Below are 22121 nucleotides of genomic sequence, written 5' to 3'. Positions count from 1 at the left end.
CTATTTTAATTAACGCTTAGAAAAACATAGACTGCGACTTCACAAAACTAGGTCGCTTAATGCTGTTTACCTCAGGCTCCCATCGCGGATTAAGCGGCACATGAAAACCTTCGTCTTTAATCAAGGTAATAATTTTCTGCAACTCTTCCTTGTTTCTGGCAAGCACCATAGTTTCTGCAATGTCACCAAATTTACGTGGTAAAAACAAAGTTACTGGATAATTAGTACTAGGATCGGATACTGGATTGTTTGCATCCATACTATGGTGAACAACTTCCCTACCTAGCTGACAGCCCATCGCCTCATTAAGCTGCGGGATAAATTCACGTACCCGTTTAGTCACATTTCCTAAATCTTTGTCTGCCTTATTATAAAACAGGGCAGGAGAATCTTTTTGCGCCTGTAGCTGAAGGGAAAGTGGTGCACTGTAGCTACTTACTCTTTTAAGAAAATGGCCATGATCGATATCAATATTTTCTGGAATATCCTTGGGTCCATATTGTTCTAATGGTGTTGCAATTAGCATTAGGTCATAGTCGGCAGTTAACGGCATTTTGCTTCCTGGATCGCAAAGTACCATTACGGGCTCATCACGGTGCGTAATAGCCAACATGCCATTATCCTTATTAGCGCATACGCTAAACTCATATTTTGTGCCACTCGGGCCGGTGGTATAAAGAGTATCACCCTGCTTTTGCAACACACCCTCATTTATCAGATATGTCAGCCGTTCAGTACTAATTTCCAGAGGCCCAGACACCGCATATCTATCCTTAAGACACTCTTGCACTTTTTGATTAGAAGCTCCAATTTTATCACTCCCTTCCAGTTTACTTAATGATTGATCAACCGCGATAAAACCAGCCATAGGCCCCCACGTTGAACTTTTTCCTTTAATATGAAAATTCTTGGTAGGGTAATTTTCATCGATCAACTGAGTTGAAATTGGCTCTACTGGCCTGAACGCAATAACACAATTGCTCTGAGTGGCAAACTCCTTTAGAGCAATGCAATGACGAGGAACCAAACCTGAAAGTTTTATCACCTCCTTTTCATTGGTTGTCAAACTGCTAAGTTTTGAATTAACGCAAGATTCGTCTTTTGGGATCTGAGCAGGCTTATTTTGCACTGGAATGATAGGTGGCCGAGGACTAACTTTTGGTAAGCGCATAATAAAAATCCAAAAAAATAGGTTTAAATAAAATTAAGGAGTTTCACTGGTATAGTTCAATGTATGTAATTAATTTAACTCGTTTAACATTAAAAAATTTAATTTTTACGCAATAAAAAAATATCAAATAAATACAATTACCTATTAATAACCAGTGAATATTGATTTACTGTTTTCCATAGTGATATTTCACACTCACACTGTAACGGCATTAAATCCGCACACATAGTGGACAAGTCCCAACTTCAACCCAATGCCGCATGACCAGTAAGAAATTACACTTTAAATAAAGCACTTGATTGGTATAGTAATTTTCAGCAATATGAATATATTGAGCGCTATAATTTCACCGCATGTTATAAATAGCTGGCTTGCGAGGATTTTAAAAATATAGAAGAAACCGCAATAAAATGGCTTTGTGCATTAATTCGCTCAGCTTTGCCAATGAGCTGATTTTGTGGGGGGATTACTTCATCAACTGCATGCGAAATTAACAGAAAATGAGAGGATTTATATAACTATTGATTAATATACGGCAGATGGCTCTTTGAGCAAACTTCAAATTCTTCAGGGTGCGCCCCTAACCCTCTCATTACATTCAATACACGCATGTCATTTAAATGAAATTGATTAGAATGAATTTTCAAGTATTATCACGCACCATATAACTACAATAGAAATATAAATTAGACCATGGAATTAATATGTAATTACTTAGATTAATTTACTTGGTGCTACGCCAAATATTTTTTTGATATCTTGAGAAAAGTGCGAGGCCGAGTCGTAACCATTATCCACTGCAATCTGCGTGTACGCATTTTTGCCTCCCAAGGAAGAAAGCATAGAATCCATCGCACGCCAACTCATTAGTTCAGTCTTTACTTTCCCCCCCAAAGCTTGCTTACTCAATTTTCTAAAGTAACTGCTTGATAAGCCATAAGATTGCTGCAACTCAACCATTTTGTGCTGACCATAGTTTTTAAATAAAAATCGCACCAACTGATAAGCTTCAGATTTTCTTAGCAAAGCAGCCAACTGTAACTGCTCAGGCACTGCGTGTAGTACACCGGCAATAAACCATTGATCTAGTGCTTTACGCGAAGACAAACAATCAGCGGGCAAACTTATGCATAACCCCGCTGATGGAGCACTCACCATTTGAGCACTAAACCCTAAATCCAAAAAAACCAAGCATTTGGCCAGTACGTGCATCGGTAATAAAGCGTACTCTCCCTCCTGAATATTTAGCTTGCTTATTCCATCATCAGGATACACTTGCAAAAGAACGGTACTGGATGGTGCATCTCCTAGCTTCAACAACCGTGTATTCAATGGCAACGAAGATGATGACTTTAAACGCCTCCACAAAATCATTTGAGTAGCATGGGGTATGATGGTAATGAGCGGGAATGGCTTCCATTGCAAATCTAAATCCATGTCACTTCCTAAGGAGTATCTAAAACAAAATATTTAATCAGCTATTTCGCCCTCAAATAATAACGACATACAAATAAATCACGTCACATAATTTCAAGCAAACAAAACGAATATTTATTGATCTAATCCGCCAGTAGTAACAAGACCTACTTCCACCGCATATTTGAATAAATCACCATCACGCTCGGTATTCAATTTGCGCATAGCACTATTTTTTTGTGAACTAATCGTTTGCTTGCTCCGATGTAAGTGTGCGGCAATTTCATTCACCGACATCCCGCCTACGAATAGTCGTACAACTTCAACCTCTCTATCCGTCAGCACAGGCACTCTGTCAAAACTCGCTGTCTCAGCATTAATTTCGCTCAAAACTCGGGCGACTGTTGTCGAGAAATGGCTACCGCCACTATATGCAGCATGAATAGCCGGAGCCAAATGAGATAAATCATCAGACTTACTCACAATGCAGCGCACTCCCTGAGAAAGCAAACTACGCAATACCAAACTACTGTTCACTGAAGTCATCACCACGATGCCCAATTTAGGATAGCGGCGCTTCAAAACGCTCAACATACTGCTCCCATCGCCATAAGCACCACCCGGCATTGAGTAATCGCTCACCAAAACGCTACAGTCATGTAATTCAAGCAACTGAGCGATCTGCGTTGAATTACTTGCACACCCTTGAACCCGAATGCTGGGAGCATCGCCTAAGCTCGCGACTACGCCCAATAAAACGGCAGGATGATCATCTGCAATGATAATATCAATCCCAAACGCAGCCATATCTACGCTCCTTGTAAAAATCGAGTACACATCAAGTGTCGTATATTTTTTATCAATTCCAGAATCAGGATCAGTAATTGGTAAAGCCAGCTTTAACACGCTCAACAACACCCAACTCCCGTCTAGCGTCAGAGAAATTTTTAAGTTTCCAGTCTAGCCATAGCTCGTTCATCTCAAAGTACAATTTCCTATTCCCCACAATCACTACCGTAATATTTCATAGCTTAGTTAAGATACAGGCAGAACGAATCCACATCTGTATTTCTGCGTAGATGTATGGCTCCCTCCGAGCTTGTGAATTAATCTGGCTCAGATTACTACCCTAGATAAAATAAATAAAATAAGGTCATACAAACTTTTTCTTGCCATACAGCCCTGCTCTATCAACAATCGTTCTTAAATTAATAAACAATTTAAAAATCAAGCTTATCGAATAAAACGAGAAGAATATATTGGATAAATACTAAATTAAACTCAATTAGACCTGACTTGTACGAAGAGCAAATCTAGATACTGTAGAGTAATACAAAAAAACCAGCTCATTTTTAAGTAGAATTTTTTCGCAGTCTTTTAGGGGGCTACCAAAGTAGGCTTAACTAACTATGTATTTTTATTAGAGCTTGACAATTTATTATACCCTCTATTTCATTGAATGATTAATTAATTAAATAAAACAATAACCTTCTTATTTATAAATTTTATTTATTTTTAAAACATGCTGAGGTTTTAAATATAAACTAATTAACCTAATTTGGTGATGCACTATGGCGTCTACAAAAAATTACCCGGCCATTTGCGGATATTACAAAAATGATAAAACCTTACGTACATAAGCTTGGGTTTCTGGGTAAGGAGGAATCGCGTTACCATATTTGCGCACCGCCCCTTCACCTGCATTATAAGCGGCTAAGACTAATGATAAATCAGCTAAAAATGCACCATTTAACCACTTAAGGTAGCGTGCTCCTGCGCGCACATTCGCCCTCGGGTCCAATGCATCACTCGCTCCAAAACGACTGGCAGTGGCAGGAATTAATTGCATTAAACCGAGCGCCCCTTTAGGCGAGCGAGCCTCTGGATCATATTGCGATTCAACCCGAATAACCGCATGTAATAAACGCGGATCCACCCCCTCTTCTTGTGCAATTGCATCAATGATGGGAAATAACTGACGTTTCTGTTCAGAAAGCTTAATGACTCTAACAGAGCGCTTTGATTCAACAACAATTGAGCGGTACGTTTTGTGGGGATTGAAGCGTTTAAATCGTGAATCCGCCCCCTCAGCGCTAAGGCTTAATTGCCCATTCTCATCCACATAGGCATAAATCCCCGCATGTACTAACGAACTACCCCAAAACATCAATACAAAAAACATAACTTTACTGATACAAAACAATATAAATACTCCTGAAAAAGCACTTACCAATCAGATTCCAGCTTAGTGCCACCATTGTCTTCATCCGGAAAAAAAGTCATGTCAGAGAAACGGCCAAAAAAGTAAGCTGTAGCTGTTAATTGGGTGCATGCCCCCAGAAATAAACTTTCCAGCTGGGTCATAGGCACTTTCTGCCCATCACCTGCCTTAGCACGGCCCTTACAAAATGAAAAAGCCGCTTGTAAATCAGCAGTGCGAGGGAAGGCAAGTTGTCCATCCCCCCCCTGCATCGACTTTGCGTAGCTGATCATCTCGCTAAAGGTAAGCTGCCGCCCGTGCTTCGTTGCCGCAGCAAATTTGCTTTCTAATTCTGCATAAAGCTTCTCATGTAAAATCTGCTTGGGGCCCTCTGCCGTGATTGTGCTACGCACATCGCCCGCTTTGCCTGCTGAGCCAATGTGAATACCGGAAAGGGGTTGCGCCACATTTGCCAAACAAGCAGCTGCACGACCAGCAAGGTCTTGAATACCGCTTGGCATAACTTGCATAGACGAAGACTGCAAGCTTATAGGCATAATTTTAAAGCCCGACATAGGCTTCTCCTTCCGCTAATTGAGAAGCACCTTTGTGCTCCTCTAGCTGATACAGCCAGGCTTGCGTCGATTTCACCCTAAGCGCTTCACAACGCTCTGTTAGGCTCAAACTTTCTAGGGTTTGCTTGAGTTTATTATCCATCTCATTCAACACATGCGCGGGTGAAAACTCCTGTACATGTTCACCATATTCAAGCATAAAACGCTCACCCGTATCGATTTGCATACAAGGCTCAAACCCCAGTACTTCCCTTACCCGCCGCGCCATTTGAAGAGCTTGGCCTTTGCCACGCTGGGGTAAAACAATACGGAGCGAAGTTACCTTGGGCGCTTTGCTTAGCCAGTCTTCCAAAAGTTGCAAAAGCAAAGAAGGCACATCCAAAGCATTACTCAAAGCCTTACGCATATCATCTTTAATGCTGCTTTCAATGTGTGCTTGTAACTGATCACTCCCCTGCAAGTACGCATAAACCTCATCTAGACTCTGTACCAAGCCCGTACTAAATCCATCGGTATAGGCCGTCTGATAAATTGCCTGAGCTTGTTCACTAGCCTCACGCAATATGCTTTTAGCACGTGCCTGAGCCTCGCTTACGGTAGCATGGCTGCGTTCACTATCGACCAACTGGCGCCGCCGTATAAGCACATCCTGCTGAATGTGACTATGTGGATTAAGAGTAATTTGTCTTGGCATAATCGATGGCAAAATTCAGTAAAGTGTAGTTAGGCTCAAGGCCGGACGGCATAGCAATATTGAGCTGCTCCGGTGCAAACAGCAGCGGCAGCCTCTGCGCAAGCGCATTAGGTAATTGCGGTACAAACAACAGCAAATAACTTGCCCCAAGTGCTTGCGCACGGGTTTGCACGCAGCCTTGATCAGGGAGCGCGATTTGAGGAGCAATGATTGGCAATCCCAAGTAACGCTGCTGCATCAAGCTGAGTGAGGCCAATTGTCCACTGCGCACGAAATCAGCCCGCCCAAGCTTACAACCAAGCAAAGTAGCCGCCGTTCTTAAATGCCTCCAGTTGCTGACCAATGTACGCATCAGTACACTGGTAGCAGCAGTGGGCAAATCACTACACAACCCAAAATGGGCTAGTAAATGCGAATTTAACAACTGCTGCTGAGCTGTCCCTTGTGGGCTACCTAGAGATTTAAAACGCTGAGGATGAATATAATCAGCAGGCGCATAAAGCACACTTAATAACTGCTTCATCGCTGCGCTTCCCGCTTCGACTGATATAAGCGCCGTCCGAATTTAATCCAGCACAGCGTTAGAACTGCACTAATTAGCCCGAGAAAAAGCACACAAAGCCCCACCAACAACCAAGGTGAAAGCGCTGTTTTCACCAAAGGGGAGGAATGCTGAGCAATCGGCTTTTTAGCAAGCACCACAGAAATATCATCGTAATTTACAGTTTGAAAACTATTTTTCAGAAATCGCTTAATTTCATTTATCAATAAGGATTCATTCACATCATTTTGGTAAATCACCAAGGCGGATAAATGCACTCCGCCAGCTTGCTTACGTGTATCCGCCCCTTCCACGTCATAACTCAAATGCAGGCGTGCAGAAACAATCTCGGGCATCGTAAGCAAAGATTGCTCTAGACGCTGCTCAATGGCTGAATACAGCCGCGCTTTTTCAGCCCGAGGGGAAGAAACGAGTGATTCGGCGGGGAATAACTGACTGATTTCAATACGTGCCTTTGATGGCAAATCTCGCGTTTTAAGCAGATCAACTGCAGCACTAAAATCTTTTTCATCTACCAAAATGGCATATCCAAGCTTGCCCGCATCTTTTTTATTTGCTGCTATATTGGCCTGCTGCAAGACAGCCAACACCTCATTGGCCTGGCGCTGATCTAGCGATTTTAATAGCTCTTGCTCACAGCCCGCCAACAGCACACAACACGCCAACAAGCAGGCACGTAAACAATTAAACATTACTGTGCCTTTACCAGCGTTTCAACAGTACTCACCGCCTTACGAGCCAGCGTACTGGCGAGTGAAATATCGAGGGTGTAATTAGCAATCGCCATTTGCATTTCATAGAGTTGCGCAGGATTAGTCACAGCAGCACTATTGATGCCATCAGTCACCGCGCCACGACGTACATCAGCATCCACACTCATACGGGCAAAGGCTTGGCTAGCACGCTCAGCCAAGCCCATACTAGGCTCAGCAATAGACATACTGCTATCAAGCGACATCGATACAGGCGAAATAGGTACTATATTCATTGTATTTTTTACTTATAAAAGGGAAGGGGCCAATCTGGTCATCGCTCTACCCTCCACAGGCCATATAACTCACATTCCTCGGCAAAAAAACGGGGAGTGCGTAAATTTTCTTATCGTCCAACAACATCCGTCATGCCTTAAAAACATTGTATCAACGGAAGTTTTGCACAGTACCCGCAGCGATATCCTTAAAAGCCTTAGAAGCATTGGATTGTGCATTACGATAAATTGTGTATTCACTCAAAGACGATTGCACCTTCGCCAGCAAAGATGGGTCGGTCGGATTAGCGGTAAGCTCCTTGAGCGCCGAGCTAAGAGCTGCGTTTAAATCCTTTACACCGGTATTAAACTCACCTGATAGCTGATCAACAAACCCAGCCCATTTCGCACCGTTGCCAGCATTAACGCCAGCTTCAACATTGGAGACCAGGCCTGAATGGCCAAAATTAGGCATTGCCATGATTTTTCCTTAATTCAAAAATTGAGAGATACCATGCTAGGTAAGTAGTAGGCATACACCACAACCGAACACTAGCGTAAGTTTTGCGCAGCAGAGGATGCAATATCTTTAAAGGCCTTACTCATATTCGATTGCGAATTACGGTAAATGGTATATTCACTCAGCGCAGATTGTACTTTGGCAAGTTTGGATGGGTCGGTAGGGTCGTTCTGCAGCCCAGATGTCGCTGCAGATAATGCTTTATTCAAACTCTGCACACCCTCATTAAAACCAGCAGACAGCGTATCAACAAAACCACTCCACTCGGCACCTTGAAAGGACTGTACATGTGTGCTTTTTACTGCCAATAACACCTCGTTATAACCAGCGTGTTTATTATTGATTTTGTCACCAGAAACTGCATCTTTAGCCGCGACCTCACCGGCTTTTTTTGCTTCAGCCTCTGATTGACCAGCCCCTATTTTTTCATCATAAGTTTTTTTATATGTATCTTGAAATACCTTTTCTTTCAGCTCTTTCAAAGATTCTGCTTCAAGTGTCACTGCATTTTCTGAAAAATAATCAGCCAATGCTCTACTTGGATTTTTAGCCGCATTAAGATTCTCAGTTGCAACATCTGCCATTGCTTGACTATTTGAAATCAAACCGCTGTGACCAAAATTTGGAATTGCCATGTTTATTACTCCAATAAAATTAATAAGGTGCGCCAAACCAAGGGCGCTCAGAAAAAAAGCCCGTTCTCATCGGTGAGTTACACTGTATTTTCGCCGGGAACCGCATTATTAGCAGCAACCTCTTCTGGGGTTTTCACTGCAGTAAAAAACTCAAAATCCATAGAATTACCGAGCCTTAAACTTGCAAAGCGTTTCTTATACGATTTTTTATATGTATCTTGAATTACCTTCTCTCTCTGCTCTTTCAAATCTTCTGCTTCAAAGGTGACTACATTTTCTAAAAAACAATTAGCCAATTCACTACTTAGGTTTTCTGTCGTATTAATATTTTTAGTAGTGACCTCTGCTGTAGCATATCTATTTAAAATTGCTCCACGGTGACCAAAATTAGAAATTACTATTTCTATGACTCCAATTAAGTTAATCAGGTGCACCAAACAACGGACACTCACAGAGAAAGCCCCACCTAATATAGGGCCAAATTTAAACTAATAATATTAATCACAAACGACGGTGATTATCCTCGTGATTAGAAAACAATGTTTCTAACTTGAATGATCTACTGGTTCCCCAATTAACCAGTGCGAGGGACTCATGCGCACATAACCCTCTTCACCATATTTAAATGATTTATCCTTAAGCCAGTCATCACGTAATTCAGCATTAAAATGAACATAGCGATCGCCCCAAGTAGCGTAAAACGCTTCAGTGACACGCTTAAACTCAGCCAGACGTACATCACCTGCATATACTGAGCTAATTAAACCGATCTCTTTTTCACCCTGCTGTAGGCGATACTCAAAACCTATCCGTTTAAGACTGTCTTGTGCGGCCTCCGCAACGACTGTGTCGCTATGCCACTCCATGCTCACCTGCTCGGCATAGGGCATGACCTGCATAAGCAGACTACGCACACGTGCTTGGGTGCTGGCGTCATTACTCATACGAGTACTACTCAATAATATAGTAGGCTGCAACGGTGCTTGAAAGCGTAGGGTAAAGAACAGAATACCTTCGCGCTCCAGCAAAGGGCTTAAACGCCTTCTTTCATCCGCAGCCGTGGTCACTCTCCAAGCAGTGTGCAAGCTACTGCGCATCAAAGCTTGGCGCGCCCACAATGCGTCACGCTCAGTCTGTGCAAACACCGTGTATATCTGATCACGCCCGAAGCTCACCGTATAGGCATTGCTCGAACCATGTAAAATTTTATGTATATTCTCTATCTTGGGAGTTGATGATTGGGCGTTCCAAGCCAACGCACCGCCACCCAACAAAAGAAGGAGAGTAAGCAATACAACCAAGCCCCACCCCCCAACTAGGCGCCGCACCAAAGCTGCCCAAGCAGTCTTGCCCGTTGCAGGCGAACAAACAAGCTTGCTTGGCTGAGCGGCAGCTTCACTAACCAGCAACTGCAGCCCATTCCCTTGCAATACCTCATCACACCACAGCTCGTCAGAACGCTTAATTGCAAAACGCAAGCCCCCAACCGCCTGTATTTCATTGTATTTAAGCTGAATTTTTTCATGCTGTGCCGGGTGATACACCGTAACGCTAAAAGCATCCCCAGCGAGATCTTCATCCAAATGCAGCGAGAAATTAATTTGCGGTGCACTAGCCAGAACAAACAAGGTGCGCTCAGTCAGTGCCAAACTCGCAGCCAACTGGGCATCCTCCTCTCCCTTAGACCCTACACAAATACAATAGGCCTCACGACTTAGAGAAAATTCCACCCCATTCAACGGACCAGACAAGGCTTTGAAAGTAAAACTCACGAATTGCCCTAATTTATTAAGTTAATTAATGCACATTAAACCCGATCGTTTATTGCACTGGTGGACTGAGCTAGCGCCCCATCTCAAGACAAAAACATCGCCTTGTCTCAACACGCCACACTGATTACTCATTGTGCCTTCCAAACCAAGAAAAAAATATCAGACCGGTACTAAACCGGATGGGGGCTGATAGGATTAACTCTATATTCAGCGCACTTACTCACCTTTGATCGCCATTTTTTTGATTGCCACCATTTAATCAGTAATCGTTTTTTTATAGCGATAAATGCCTAGTAAAACTTAAAATGGCACTCTCGTTTTTAAAATAGTGGCGTGGCGTGGATATATCAGAAACAACGTTAATATCAATTTGTACAAATACAGCGCAGTATTTATTTGGCACAAACGAGCGAAGAGATAGACGAAACCTGATAAGCAGGCTACTAGGAATTTTTAATACAAATAAGCGTGCCCGTCCTAAGCAGGGATTTTTTTACACGCCATTTGCAAATAAAGAGATGCTATCAATCGCCATAGGTTCCAATATCACGCGATTAAAAAATGAAAAATATCTATTGACGTTAATTACCAAAAACAATACCGCAAGGAACGTTTTGGAAGGCCGCCGTAATGAAGCTATTCTTGTTAGAAAAACGCAATATCAACATTTGTATCAGCCGGATCAAATCGATCCTTCACCTCAAAGCATTAACCGATATGCAGATATTAAGTAATGCCACCAGTAATTCCAAAGGCATTTACACAGAAATATTTACAGGATCATTCATTTTCAACATGAAAAAATAAACATTAAAAATGTAAACTTGTCGATATGCTTATTTCTTTAAATAAGCATATGCATTGTAATATCCACCGCACTTAACAGAAGATATATATTGTTTGTAAAGTTTAAGATATCCATAAACTTATCCACGAACCTTCCTGCTCGTATATTTTCTAGCACGCCTCACAAAACAATCAGCTAGAAATTAAAACCGCAAAGCATTTTTTGCAGCTTCCTCCAAAGAAGAAGTCATGCTACTCAATACTTTAACAATATTGTCGTATATTGAGTTAGCTCGCCCAAATTTTTCAGCCAAAACTTGCACCGTACTTTGGATCTGTTCTTTTTGAGTACTATGAGACGTTTGCCAAGCCTGAAAAATGGCATTATTTAATTTAGCGCCACTGCTCCGCGCCCAATCACCACTGTTCTTTGTATAAGCAGGATCACCCGCCTCACCATATCTCGGAGAAAGATCAAGCTTAACCTTGTCACCAGCGTTATTATAATTACTCGCCACAAGAATCTGCACCAAAGGCTCCAGATTAGGATACACGCACCATTTTCCATCTTTCATTTTTATATATGCTGGGCATGAGCTCCCTGAAATATCTGCATCGGCAGCTAAACCCAACTCCTTAGCCCAGTACTTTGCCTCTTGCTCTGTATCACAACTTACTAAGGCCACGTTTTTGTGCTTTGACATAACGGCTAATAAATCATTTTGCAATGAATCAACATCAACCTTCATATCATTTGTACCATCTGCTTTAAAATAGCCAGCCAGCTTGGTAATCGTTGCACTAAAATCTTTAAAGAAATCAGCATATTTGCTAGTTGCACTCGCAAATATTTTTTGATAGTTTTCTTTTATATCGACCATACTGCCGCTAACAATCGCCAGAATTTCCCGATCACTCATAAACTTGAGCGTGCTCTCGGTATTCAAGCCCCCCCCCACTTGGTGCTGCAATGCCAGAAACTCAGGTGGCAAATTATCACGAAGGTGAGCACTCTCAAGCGGCAACTGGCTACTTACTTCTCGAACCTTGCTCTGCAGCACCTGTTCTGCAGAAGCCTGCTCCTCTAAGGCCACTTTTAGGCCCTCTGGCCGTACAACGATATTGTGCAAAGCCTGCTGTACACGAGCAACACTGGCATCCCATTTTTCCACCGCCCCCAATTGCGCCAGAGGCGTATCAAAGACAGGCTTTTCTATGTGTGTTTGCTGGCTTGAAAGTGAGGAGGCATTCCGCCTTAACTCCACAGCACTCATTATGGACATCATGCTTCCTTTTAAAAAAAGGGGTGCACGGCACAAAAGTAAAATTTCACTCCTTCTGGCCGTACAAACCATAAACCTCGGATCGGCTTAAACTTTACTGGCCACAGCGGCAAACGCATCACGCTTGCTTTGCACATAATCACGCAGCATGGCTTGCAATTGCTTCGCTAAATCCAAGCTGCCATTACCTACATCATCCGTATTTTTGCTCGCCTGATTGATTACATTCACACTTGCATCACCCATGGTACGCAATGCGTCTTCATTTTTTTGTACAGTTTGCCCCACCCCATCAACGAGAGTCCCTACGGGCAGAGTGGCAATAACTTGGGCTTGGCCAGACAATTTACTCGAACGGCTTACTTCCTTGCTATGTGCTTGCTCCAAGCGATTAACATCACCCAGCCTAGCCTCATTTTTCATGCCAACAGCTTTTTTGACTTCATTGGGTGTGTCTGGATGATTACGAAGTTGCAATTGGCTTTTCTCTACCGACACCCTCAGTTCATTCGCTTTACCTTGATTGTTTATCAAAGAGTTTTTATTGGTCTGATGCGCTTTCACGCCTTTTTGTAACGACAAACCTGCAAAACCAAGACCTATAGCGGCACTGCTAATGGCCGTTCCAAGCGCCGCATTACCAGATAAACGATGCGAATCAGCCATTGCCTTAGAGCCATCAAAGCTCAATGCGGTGAGCTTCCCCCCTAGGTTACGTTCACTCGCACTTTGCTCCAGTTGCAAAGCCTTCAGTTGCACAATTAAGGCGAGTAATAAATCGCTATCCATGGGTACGCCACGCATTTTGTCGCTGCTAAATAAGGTTTGTAGCGCAAAACTATCACCTTGCGGTACGTCAGCTAAAACATCCAAAGCATCAATAACTTGCTGGGTAGCCGCGGCATCTAGGCCCAACTCCGGCACGCGTAAATCAGGGGCACCTGCCATGATGCTGCTACGGGGAGCCGCATTAGGTAGTGCTGCAGCCTTTGCTTCGAACGCCGCATTAAGGGTTTTGCCCTCGGCAGTCCCTTTTACATCCGCCACGCTTTTTAGGACTACTGCGGAAGTAGAAAATACAGGGGCACTTTTAGCTGCTGAAATCGCTGTCGTCATAAAATCACCTTTAAACTAAATTACTGCTTAGGACAAAGCTGCCCTATTTCATTTAAAAAATATGCAATGTTTAAGCAGCACGTGTTCTTTGCGAAATAAATTGTGCAGTGGTATGTTGCTGCTCATTCGTCATAGACATTTGCTTCATCAAGTCATTAACAACCGACATTTGCTCACTCATTTGCTTAATCGCGTCAGTAATAGCCCGCTTAAATACATCTTGGCTAGCACGGCTAAAAGTGATATCTGCAAGCGCATCACTCGCATTATTTTGGTGCACCCCAACGCCGATCTGGCCGCCAGCTTGTATGCTCTGCTGAGCAAAACCAGCCACTACCTGCGCCGTTTTAAAACGTGTGGCATTCATAGCCACATCTCCAACGTTGATACCTGCACGATTGGCCAGCTTCCCGAAGGATTGCATCACAGATTTATTTAGCCCATTAAAGCCAGCTTTGGCCGCTGCTGCGGACTGCTTAATAAGTGCAGGAATCATCTTGGAAATGGTATTTGAGATCGCTGTACCAAATTTTTCAGCCATTTTTGCTGCCGCCCCCTTGCCAACTATCGCCACAAGAATCACCGCGAGTACCAAGACCGCCGCAGCAAGCACTGTTCCAACAATATCGGCAATCTTTTTATCCACGCCGAGCCCCTGTAAAAGGCCGCTCATTAGCTTAGTCAAGGCGTCCAGCAAAGGCTTAACCACTGCATTCATCACCGGGTTTAGCACTCGCTCAGTCAGGCTTTTTCCTGTAGCGGCTTCGAGCACCGTGTCCAATACCATGAGTGCAACGCCAACCGCTGCCAGAGCTAAGCTGGCTCCGCCAGTAAACACAGCCCCCACCACGGCTGCAATGGTCAATAGAGCCCCCAAAATCTTACCTACGCAGCCCATAATTCGATTAAGCTCTTCTGCCTTTCGCTGCTCAGCGGCAAATTCCTCCGCTTTTTTTTCCAAATCCTTGACTACTTCAGCTTGGCGCGCCTTCATTAACGCCAATTTATCTTGCATTTCTGTTTCGCTAGTTTGACCAATGATGTCCTGCAAGACGCCCAACAGAAAAGTCAGCTCAGCAGCCCCAGTGCGTACCTGACCCAAATTCTGTACCGCCCGCACACCCCCCTTCTCTTTAAATTGTGAGTGCAAAGAGATGAGATCAGCCTGTGCCTGCTGTGCAGCAGAGCCCGCATTTAGCACCAGCTGAAATTGCTCTTTAGCTGTATTCCACGCGGCCCTTGCTTCATTCTCAACCTTTGTCAAACCACGCATACCCTCATCCAAAGCCTTTGAGGCTTTGAGAATCTTTGCTCCATCTGCGAGGGATTCTGGTTTACTTGCATCGCCCGAAAACGGTGTATTTGGGCCATACTTCTCAATAAATGCCTGTTTAAGATTTTCCAGCGCATTTGAAAGCTCTTTTTTTGCTCGCTCTCTATTCTCAACCGCAAGCTGCAAACTAGCCTCAAATTGCTTTACTTGCGCCGCTGTTGGCAGGCTGCTCGCCAGATCTTTTGCCTTAGCATTCAACGTATCGGCCTTTGTTTGTGCCTCGCCCAGAGCCAAACCTATTTTCGCCAAAGCAGCTTCACGCGCATCCGCACTTTGTTTAAAAGCTTCTAATTTGGTCTTCAAGCCATTCACTGACATGTCTTGCATGATTTCCATCAATTGCGCCATTACCGCAACAAGCGACAAATCAGGCTCTGCTTGACGTTGCGCCACCGATACACGTGGCGGCGTCAATTGCGGAACTTTACTAGACCCAGAAGGCTTGGTTGCCCCCAAATCCACATCCGCACTTTGTGCCAGCAGCTCCATCTTGACCAAAGAATCATGAATAGCACCTACTGCTTCCATCGGCCCCTTGATCAAATCTTGACTGATCTTTAACGCCTCAGGATTCACGCTATAACGATTTGGCTGGATCAGTATTTCTCTCATAATTGAAAAACTCCTTCATTTCATTTTCAGACTCAGTTTCTGGCTCAACTTCAGCTTCTGACGGCACATTTTGCATAGCATTTAAATAAGCTTGTGCCCGTTCGGTTAATGTCCCCTTCGCCCCATGCAACAGCACCGTCTCAAAACACTGCTTTGCCTTGCTTACCTTTCTCAAATGCAAATTACACTGACCCGCATAAAACATCGGGCGGTAATCATTTTTTCCTAAAGCAAAAGCAAGTGAATATGCACCAGCCGCTTTAAGATACTCTTTGCGCATCTGAAAAATGGCCGCTAAGCCCATCGCATAGTCTGGGTCATACATATCGTACAAACACAAAAACCTAAAAAATGTTTCTGCTTCATCCAAGCGCCCCTGCTGATAAAACTCAAATGCATAGGCATAAATCCCCTCCATTACATTACTAGGAATGCCCTGAATATCTTTAAGTGACGCACCATTAAGTACTGCCTCCCATAAGACCTCAGCAGCGCCTTCATCCATTAAGTTTTCATTCATACGATTCATCTTGCTTTCCTTTAATCCGCCATTTACCACTGGGCTGACGGTGTTAATTAAACCACGGAGATATATTGCTCACTATTAAAAAACGACACTCCCCCTCTTCCTGAAAGTAATTCAATAAACAGCCACGCCCCCTTTTACTTAAGGCAACGCTTAGTACATACGAGGGGTTAATGCAAAAGACTATATTTTTTATTTACCAAGACATCTCTAGCGAACTATCTTTAAACCAGCAAGCACAGCTTGTAAGCTATACAACCTATTTCACATAAATCACGAAATTTTTTCTAATTTATAAAAGGTATATTTAAATTGAAGAGTTAAACTGCAGACAGCAAAGCCCATATCCTTCATGTTCAACATGAGGTATCCGTTATAATTTAAAAGAATTAAAATTTTTAAAAGATAAACTTTCATAAAAATACGAAGCAAAAAAACGCAAGCATGATTTAACGAGCGCTAGCGCTGAATGAACTTTGCTTTTTTGATCTACAGATTTGCATCGAGAGAGATGCCTTGCATTGAACCTACCATCTTGCTAAGCATGTCCCATCTGGCCTTCTTTTATTTGGGACAGATGCTTTAACAAAAAGCCCCTTATTTTTTACCCAGCTTTGTCATGCATATGATGCAGGTCTAAATTAAGGCAAATACCCCCTCATTCATGACCTTTATCATGACTCTAACGTAGGAGAATCCCCATTTCCTGCGCGGGCCTTTTCGACTTCTAGCAACCAAAACAGTACCTTGTACACCTCTTCGACCAGCTCATAGGGTACAAAGGTATAGCGCGTTGCCACTTTAAAAATGGCACGAGTTAAACGGATATCACGCACCACAGGTACCCCAATTTTTTCTGCATAAGCAATCACCGCACGCGCTTTTTGCTCTGTTTCCAGTACAGACACAAAGGGCAGTGGTAGCGACTCCGTATCCATATACACCCCAATTGCAATATGGGTCGGGTTAGCAAGCACAAACTGTGACTGCGCCACATCGCTTTTTATTTGCTCGGACAACAATTCCTCATGCACCTCACGACGCCGTGATTTCACCTCACTACTCACTTCCGCCTGCTTATACTCTTGCTTTACCTCATGCTTTTCCATCTTGAGGTTTTTGATATACAGTAAATAATCTACCCAGGCATCCATGCCAATGATGAAAATAAAGGCCGCTACGCAATAGAACACAAGAATCACACCCGCTTTAACCCAAGCCGCCCCTGCCTCTGTAGTTGAAACATAGAGTTGAGCTAGCAGCATATGCCTTTGAAAAACCCAAAAAGCATAAGCCACTGCAATAGTTAGCAATAAATATAAAACGGCCTTTACCAACTCTTTTACCGTTTTCATACTAAATAGCTTTTTAAAGCCTGCAACCGGATTCAAAGCACTAAAATCAATTTTGATTGCCTCAGTTGCAAGCACAAGGCGACTTTGCCATAACGATGGCAATACAGTGGCAACCACGCAGGCCAAAATAATGGGCAAGGAGAGGGTTAGAAATGCAAAAACAAGCTCTCGTGCCGCATCCGCCGGAGGTGTTTTAAAACCCTTCTCAATAAAACCACAATACATTTCTACTACCGTATTAAAAGAGCGCGTTGCAGTAAAACCGACTCCTGCAACCAAAATACACAGCACGACCATGTCGCGGCTTTTATAAGATTGACCCTTTTTAGCCGAATCAAGTAGTTTTTTAGCCGTTGGCTTTTCAGTTTTTTCCCCTGCCATTAACGCCCACCCCTAACAAATAATTCATAACCAGCAAAGTCGCCCATCATCTTCATCATTTCACCCGGAAATACGGGACCGAAATAAATCATAAAAATAAAAAAGGCAATCATGCTCTTAATCGTGAGAGATACTGAAAAGGCATTCATTTGCGGAGTAAAGCGCGACAACAAACCCAGTAACACTTCAGACAAAATAAGCGTTAGCAATACAGGAGCCGCCAACATAAAACTATTTGCCACTAAGCGCCCTAAATAGGGGATCAAGGTTTCTAAACGGATTTCGATACTATTGAGCAAACCGACTTGTTGATAACTATCTATTAACAGCGATAACAAGAGCTGCATACCGCCAGCCTCTAAAAAAATCACCCCTGCAAATAAGTTCAACAGATTGGAGGTTTCTGCCGACTCCAATCCATTCACCGGATCAATGGAACTACTGATAGTGGCCCCACGCGCCACATCGATATAAGCACCAATCGCATGAAATACCCAAAATGGAAAAGCCACCATACAACCCAGAGCCAAACCAACTACAGCTTCTTTTAAAGCCAGTACCGCATAATCCCCCCCATTCACCTGAGATACATCGACCCCCACTAGAGGCCACAACCCGAATATCAACAGTAGAATCACCGCATTACGCGTTACCATATGTCCGAGTACGTTATTATTCAAAAAAGGCAAAAATAAAAAAATCACCGCAATCCGCGCGTAAATCAACGCGGCCGCCAACATATATTCTTGCCAGCGCGCAAATAACTCATACATCAACATAGGCTATGACAATCTGACCATATAAAAAAACAGCTCAACATTTCCTTTACCCCTACCTCGCTAACAACAAATTAGCGACGCGGATCCAGGGCCAAATGCATCAATTCCACCGCATAGTTCAGTAGGTGCTCACCATACCAACCTGAAAACATAAATAGACACACAATCACGGCGATCAACTTCACCCCAAAAGGCAGCGTTTGCTCCTGCAATTGAGTTACGGTCTGAATCAAACCCACCAACAGCCCCACTAATGTCGCCACGGCCACCGGAACCGCAGATAAAACAAGAGTCAAATACAGCGCCTTATTACCGGCATATACCAAATCATCCATATAACCTGTCCTTTATTTCTATTCCTGCTTTGGATCACCGGAAAGAAAAAAACTTTAACGTCAAGCAGCAAGATCGATATATTGCATGACCAGCCCCTTTACCAGTAAAGTCCAACCATCCATTGCCACAAATAGAATTAACTTTACGGGCACAGAAATCGTTACTGGGCTCATCATCATCATGCCTAAAGACAATAAAATGCTGGAAATTACTAGATCTACAACAATGAAAGGCAAATATAAATAAAAACCAATCTTAAATGCTTCCTTAATTTCGGTTAGGGCATAAGCTGGCAATAGCGCAATAATCGCCGGTTCAGACTCTGGCTCCGTAATTTTTTGTGTATTTTGCTTAACTTCACCCAAGCGCCCCGCTTGTGCCTTTTGAAAAAAATCGACCAATTCCGGATCTGAATACTTTTTTAAATACGCACGATACCCACTCAGACCACCATCCATGAAATTAACAACAGCCTCTACACTATCCAGCTTCACATTTTCAGTTTTATAATAATCGTAGGCTTGCTGCCCTACTGGCATCATCACAAACACTGAAAGCAACAATGCAATACCATTTAAAGTCATATTAGAGGGTACTTGCTGCACACCCAAAGCATTGCGAATTAATACAAATACAATCGAGAATTTAACGAAACAAGTGCCCGATGCCACTAAAAATGGAAACAAAGTAGCAAATGACAGCAGGGCAATAAGTGAAATATCATTCATTGAATTATGCCGAGCGTATTAAGCGCTGAATTTCTACGCCCAAACGGCCATCGTCCAATTGCACTAATTCCCCACCTGCAAAGCACACCTTATTGATATAAATCTCAACATGCTTTTGTGCCTCTATCGGTAAATCAATCACATTACCTAAATCCATAGACTGCAATTGAGCCATGCTAAGCATTTTTTTGAACAATACAAAAGTTAATTCAACGGGTACTTTTTTTAAATCTAAGAGCTGATTTTCCGACTCAGGTACAATGCCTATACTCGCCTCTTGTTCCGCATAATCCTGCAACATCAACTGCTCCTCATAAAGCTCAAACGTAAATAGGGGATGAGTGCCACAATTCAATTGGCAATCGATTTCTTTAATCAATAAAACATCGCCCAACACTAAAGTCGGGATGGTCTGATAAGCTAAGTGACTACGCCCTAAATTAGCGGCCAACTCAATTTTTACTGCGTTAAAATCAAAATTCGCATCAAGCTGGTGAGCTTCCTGCTCTAAAGCCTCCACAAATAAGCCCCCACTCAGCGTGCTCACACAAGGTAGCGCATGCTCTAAAGGCGTGCTAAGCAGATCCAGTACCTCGATATGCGTCAAATCAAGCCCGTGTTCCGTGCCAGTGAGTTGAGTTAATTCCTCGACCAATAGATTCCACAACAACTTTTCATCCACGCAGTGCCAAGCAATGCCAGCCAAGCTGGGCATACTGTGGCCAGCCCAAGCGTGCACATCCAACAGGGCAATCACGGTTCCAAAACCAGCCAGATCACCGCGCAGACGAACGTAGCGAGCGTTGCCAAGCGGTAACAAAGCCGCTTCGGTGTAACCTGCACCACGCAAGCGAATCAGAACACGGCTTCGCTCTATGCTGGCAACATCTACCCGGCGCAAACTACTCAAGGGCATCATTCTTCATTTTCCTCTTCAACAGGCAGAGCCCGTGCCTGCCTGCGTGGCGCCTCATCATCACGACGTTCGCTCGCCTCAACACGCCAGTGCTGCGGCATATCATGGTCTTCTCCATACGTTTGCAAGGCCTGCAGAACCTGTACATCTGACGGCACAAATCGCACATCAGCAGCACTCAGCGTATTAACACTTACAAACGCACCATTGCCCCAACTTTTAAAATGGTAGGTAAACCCTTGCTGCTCTACAGGGCTAGGAAGCACTTGCACTATAGGGGCGGGCATAGAACGTGCAGCGGGATTACTAACGAACTCATAATGTGGGCCATTCAAATTTGGCTCAGGCAGCAGCTGTAATAAGGCACTCGTCACAAGCTCTTGTGCACGAATAGGTCGCTCAGCCTGGCCCGCTTGTGATGTGCTCGCAGGCAGCTCGCAAGCAGATTCGTTCCCTACAAAAACAGACGGCACCGCAGAACCCTTCGAGCCTCGTGCAAGCACAAGCGGCCCTACTATCTGCCCCTCCACTGAAGTGGGTGCCAGCATAGCCAGCTCTGCGCCCCCCACCGCAAGTTTAAGATGCGAACGATCAAGTACGGCCCCAAGAACTGCCGTATTGACTTGACTAGGCACATCAGGCTTCGCTGTGTTTAAACCTTGCCCGACATCTGGCGTCAAGCGAAGGGGGTGCATACCCTCCACAAAAGCGGTTGGTAGGCTATATGCGCCAGACATCAGTACCTCAGCAGGTTCACTGAGCTGGTTTATGATTGGAGGAAAAGGGAATAGGCTTGATGCCCCTCTTTCCTCTTGTTCTTGCAATCGACTGATTTTTCGCATGGATTGAGGCGTGCTGTGCAATCGTTCCACGTCTAACCGCTTTGTCCCTACAACACTGGGCGGCACCACAGATGTCAATAAAGATAAAGTTTGAAGGGATGCAAGAGCAGATTGTTCAACAGGCGCCTTTGTTTCACCTTTGGCAAGAGGGTCTAAACTCGGCCATTTCAAACTCAGAGAATCCAAGGCTACAGTTAGATTTGGAGCCCAAGAAAGGGGTAAAGCAATGCCTAGATCTGCCGACGAATCCGTCTCAGCCTGGGCATTTACACAATTAGCCTGGCATTCTGGCGGTGTTGGATCTACGCCTAACATGTCAAGTAACGGCGCTTGGCCAATATCCTGCAACCCTTGAAGCATAATCTTCAAAGCATCGGCGTCGGCAAATTTGGCATGTACATTGAACACTAGGTGCGCATGCGCACTCTCCAGAGCATCCCCAACGCCAGTACTACGCTCTTCTAGACCTAGGTGTTTGCCCCCAAGCGAGTGAATTTTCATTTACAGTGATTTCCTTACGATGAGCGAGACCCCCATCCTGTTCAATATCAAGCGAAAAATACCCAGTCAAACACCACACTTAAATGCAGAAAAATGATGCTTGGTCAGATCTCAT

24 protein-coding genes are annotated in these 22121 nt (G+C 43.8%); 1 reads left to right on the top strand and 23 read right to left on the bottom strand.

From position 1 onward, the window contains the following. Window positions 1–16 precede the first annotated feature (16 nt). From VN23_RS02635 to VN23_RS02575, 13 genes are all read right to left on the bottom strand, one after another. Window positions 17–1171 (bottom strand): anthrax toxin-like adenylyl cyclase domain-containing protein, encoded by a 1155-nt coding sequence (locus VN23_RS02635; RefSeq protein WP_052746767.1) that lies wholly within the window; start codon window positions 1169–1171, stop codon window positions 17–19. A gap of 714 nt (window positions 1172–1885) precedes the next feature. After that, window positions 1886–2608: a helix-turn-helix domain-containing protein gene (locus VN23_RS02630; protein ID WP_156455102.1), complete on the bottom strand. Its 723-nt coding sequence runs from the start codon at window positions 2606–2608 to the stop codon at window positions 1886–1888. Window positions 2609–2722: 114 nt separating this feature from the next. Beyond that, window positions 2723–3394 (bottom strand): response regulator transcription factor, encoded by a 672-nt coding sequence (locus tag VN23_RS02625; protein ID WP_046353338.1) that lies wholly within the window; start codon window positions 3392–3394, stop codon window positions 2723–2725. Between the two features lie 802 nt (window positions 3395–4196). Further along, window positions 4197–4820, bottom strand: a complete 624-nt coding sequence (locus VN23_RS02620) for a lytic transglycosylase domain-containing protein (protein WP_231743328.1) — start codon at window positions 4818–4820, stop codon at window positions 4197–4199. After that, on the bottom strand, window positions 4814–5362 hold the full coding sequence (locus tag VN23_RS02615) for a hypothetical protein (protein ID WP_046353340.1): 549 nt from the start codon (window positions 5360–5362) through the stop codon (window positions 4814–4816). The genes VN23_RS02620 and VN23_RS02615 overlap by 7 nt, the downstream gene beginning before the upstream one ends. Continuing rightward, window positions 5349–6008 (bottom strand): hypothetical protein, encoded by a 660-nt coding sequence (locus VN23_RS02610; RefSeq protein ID WP_231743327.1) that lies wholly within the window; start codon window positions 6006–6008, stop codon window positions 5349–5351. Before VN23_RS02610 ends, VN23_RS02615 begins: the two co-directional genes overlap by 14 nt. Before the next feature lie 25 nt (window positions 6009–6033). After that, a complete protein-coding gene (locus VN23_RS02605) occupies window positions 6034–6579 on the bottom strand; it encodes a hypothetical protein (protein WP_046353342.1) in 546 nt (181 codons plus the stop codon). Next, window positions 6576–7310, bottom strand: coding sequence for an EscJ/YscJ/HrcJ family type III secretion inner membrane ring protein (locus VN23_RS02600; protein WP_046353343.1), 735 nt, complete (start codon window positions 7308–7310; stop codon window positions 6576–6578). Before VN23_RS02600 ends, VN23_RS02605 begins: the two co-directional genes overlap by 4 nt. Continuing rightward, window positions 7310–7606 (bottom strand): type III secretion system inner rod subunit SctI, encoded by a 297-nt coding sequence (gene sctI, locus VN23_RS22040; RefSeq protein ID WP_143449552.1) that lies wholly within the window; start codon window positions 7604–7606, stop codon window positions 7310–7312. Before sctI ends, VN23_RS02600 begins: the two co-directional genes overlap by 1 nt. A 151-nt stretch (window positions 7607–7757) precedes the next feature. After that, window positions 7758–8066, bottom strand: coding sequence for a type III secretion system needle complex protein (locus tag VN23_RS02590; RefSeq protein ID WP_231743326.1), 309 nt, complete (start codon window positions 8064–8066; stop codon window positions 7758–7760). Window positions 8067–8137: 71 nt separating this feature from the next. Continuing rightward, a complete protein-coding gene (sctF, locus tag VN23_RS21250) occupies window positions 8138–8740 on the bottom strand; it encodes a type III secretion system needle filament subunit SctF (RefSeq protein WP_197433007.1) in 603 nt (200 codons plus the stop codon). Between the two features lie 77 nt (window positions 8741–8817). Beyond that, window positions 8818–9192, bottom strand: a complete 375-nt coding sequence (locus VN23_RS02580) for a hypothetical protein (RefSeq protein ID WP_156455101.1) — start codon at window positions 9190–9192, stop codon at window positions 8818–8820. Window positions 9193–9285: 93 nt separating this feature from the next. Beyond that, window positions 9286–10512: a PrgH/EprH family type III secretion apparatus protein gene (locus VN23_RS02575; protein ID WP_082752561.1), complete on the bottom strand. Its 1227-nt coding sequence runs from the start codon at window positions 10510–10512 to the stop codon at window positions 9286–9288. A gap of 338 nt (window positions 10513–10850) precedes the next feature. On the opposite strand from VN23_RS02575, the gene VN23_RS21675 reads away from it, so the two are divergent. Next, entirely contained in the window at window positions 10851–11246 is a 396-nt protein-coding gene (locus VN23_RS21675; protein ID WP_156455100.1) for a hypothetical protein, read from the top strand. A 255-nt stretch (window positions 11247–11501) separates the two neighbouring features. Here VN23_RS21675 and VN23_RS02565 read toward each other — a convergent pair whose 3' ends face one another. The 10 genes from VN23_RS02565 to VN23_RS02520 all read right to left on the bottom strand — a co-directional run bounded on the left by VN23_RS02565 (window position 11502) and on the right by VN23_RS02520 (window position 22006). Beyond that, window positions 11502–12584 (bottom strand): IpaD/SipD/SspD family type III secretion system needle tip protein, encoded by a 1083-nt coding sequence (locus VN23_RS02565; RefSeq protein ID WP_197433006.1) that lies wholly within the window; start codon window positions 12582–12584, stop codon window positions 11502–11504. An 84-nt stretch (window positions 12585–12668) separates the two neighbouring features. Further along, window positions 12669–13697, bottom strand: coding sequence for an IpaC/SipC family type III secretion system effector (locus VN23_RS02560; protein ID WP_046353348.1), 1029 nt, complete (start codon window positions 13695–13697; stop codon window positions 12669–12671). Between the two features lie 70 nt (window positions 13698–13767). Continuing rightward, a complete protein-coding gene (gene sctE / locus VN23_RS02555) occupies window positions 13768–15642 on the bottom strand; it encodes a type III secretion system translocon subunit SctE (RefSeq protein ID WP_052746770.1) in 1875 nt (624 codons plus the stop codon). Then, a complete protein-coding gene (gene sicA / locus VN23_RS02550) occupies window positions 15608–16171 on the bottom strand; it encodes a type III secretion system translocator chaperone SicA (RefSeq protein WP_046353349.1) in 564 nt (187 codons plus the stop codon). The genes sctE and sicA overlap by 35 nt, the downstream gene beginning before the upstream one ends. 671 nt (window positions 16172–16842) lie before the next feature. Next, window positions 16843–17904 carry an EscU/YscU/HrcU family type III secretion system export apparatus switch protein gene (locus VN23_RS02545; RefSeq protein ID WP_046353350.1) on the bottom strand — a complete coding sequence of 354 codons (1062 nt, stop codon included), beginning with the start codon at window positions 17902–17904 and terminating at the stop codon, window positions 16843–16845. Beyond that, on the bottom strand, window positions 17904–18677 hold the full coding sequence (gene sctT / locus VN23_RS02540; RefSeq protein WP_046353351.1) for a type III secretion system export apparatus subunit SctT: 774 nt from the start codon (window positions 18675–18677) through the stop codon (window positions 17904–17906). Before sctT ends, VN23_RS02545 begins: the two co-directional genes overlap by 1 nt. A gap of 77 nt (window positions 18678–18754) precedes the next feature. Then, entirely contained in the window at window positions 18755–19018 is a 264-nt protein-coding gene (locus VN23_RS02535; RefSeq protein ID WP_046353352.1) for an EscS/YscS/HrcS family type III secretion system export apparatus protein, read from the bottom strand. A gap of 60 nt (window positions 19019–19078) precedes the next feature. Continuing rightward, a complete protein-coding gene (locus VN23_RS02530; RefSeq protein WP_046353353.1) occupies window positions 19079–19747 on the bottom strand; it encodes an EscR/YscR/HrcR family type III secretion system export apparatus protein in 669 nt (222 codons plus the stop codon). Between the two features lie 4 nt (window positions 19748–19751). Further along, on the bottom strand, window positions 19752–20666 hold the full coding sequence (locus VN23_RS02525; RefSeq protein WP_046353354.1) for a FliM/FliN family flagellar motor switch protein: 915 nt from the start codon (window positions 20664–20666) through the stop codon (window positions 19752–19754). Then, window positions 20663–22006: a SpaN/EivJ family type III secretion system needle length determinant gene (locus VN23_RS02520; RefSeq protein WP_046353355.1), complete on the bottom strand. Its 1344-nt coding sequence runs from the start codon at window positions 22004–22006 to the stop codon at window positions 20663–20665. Before VN23_RS02520 ends, VN23_RS02525 begins: the two co-directional genes overlap by 4 nt. Window positions 22007–22121: the final 115 nt, after the last annotated feature.

The organism is Janthinobacterium sp. B9-8, assembly GCF_000969645.2.
Lineage (GTDB): Bacteria > Pseudomonadota > Gammaproteobacteria > Burkholderiales > Chitinibacteraceae > Iodobacter.
Note: the sequence above shows the minus strand (reverse complement) of the source record. Positions and strands in the feature narration are given on the sequence as shown.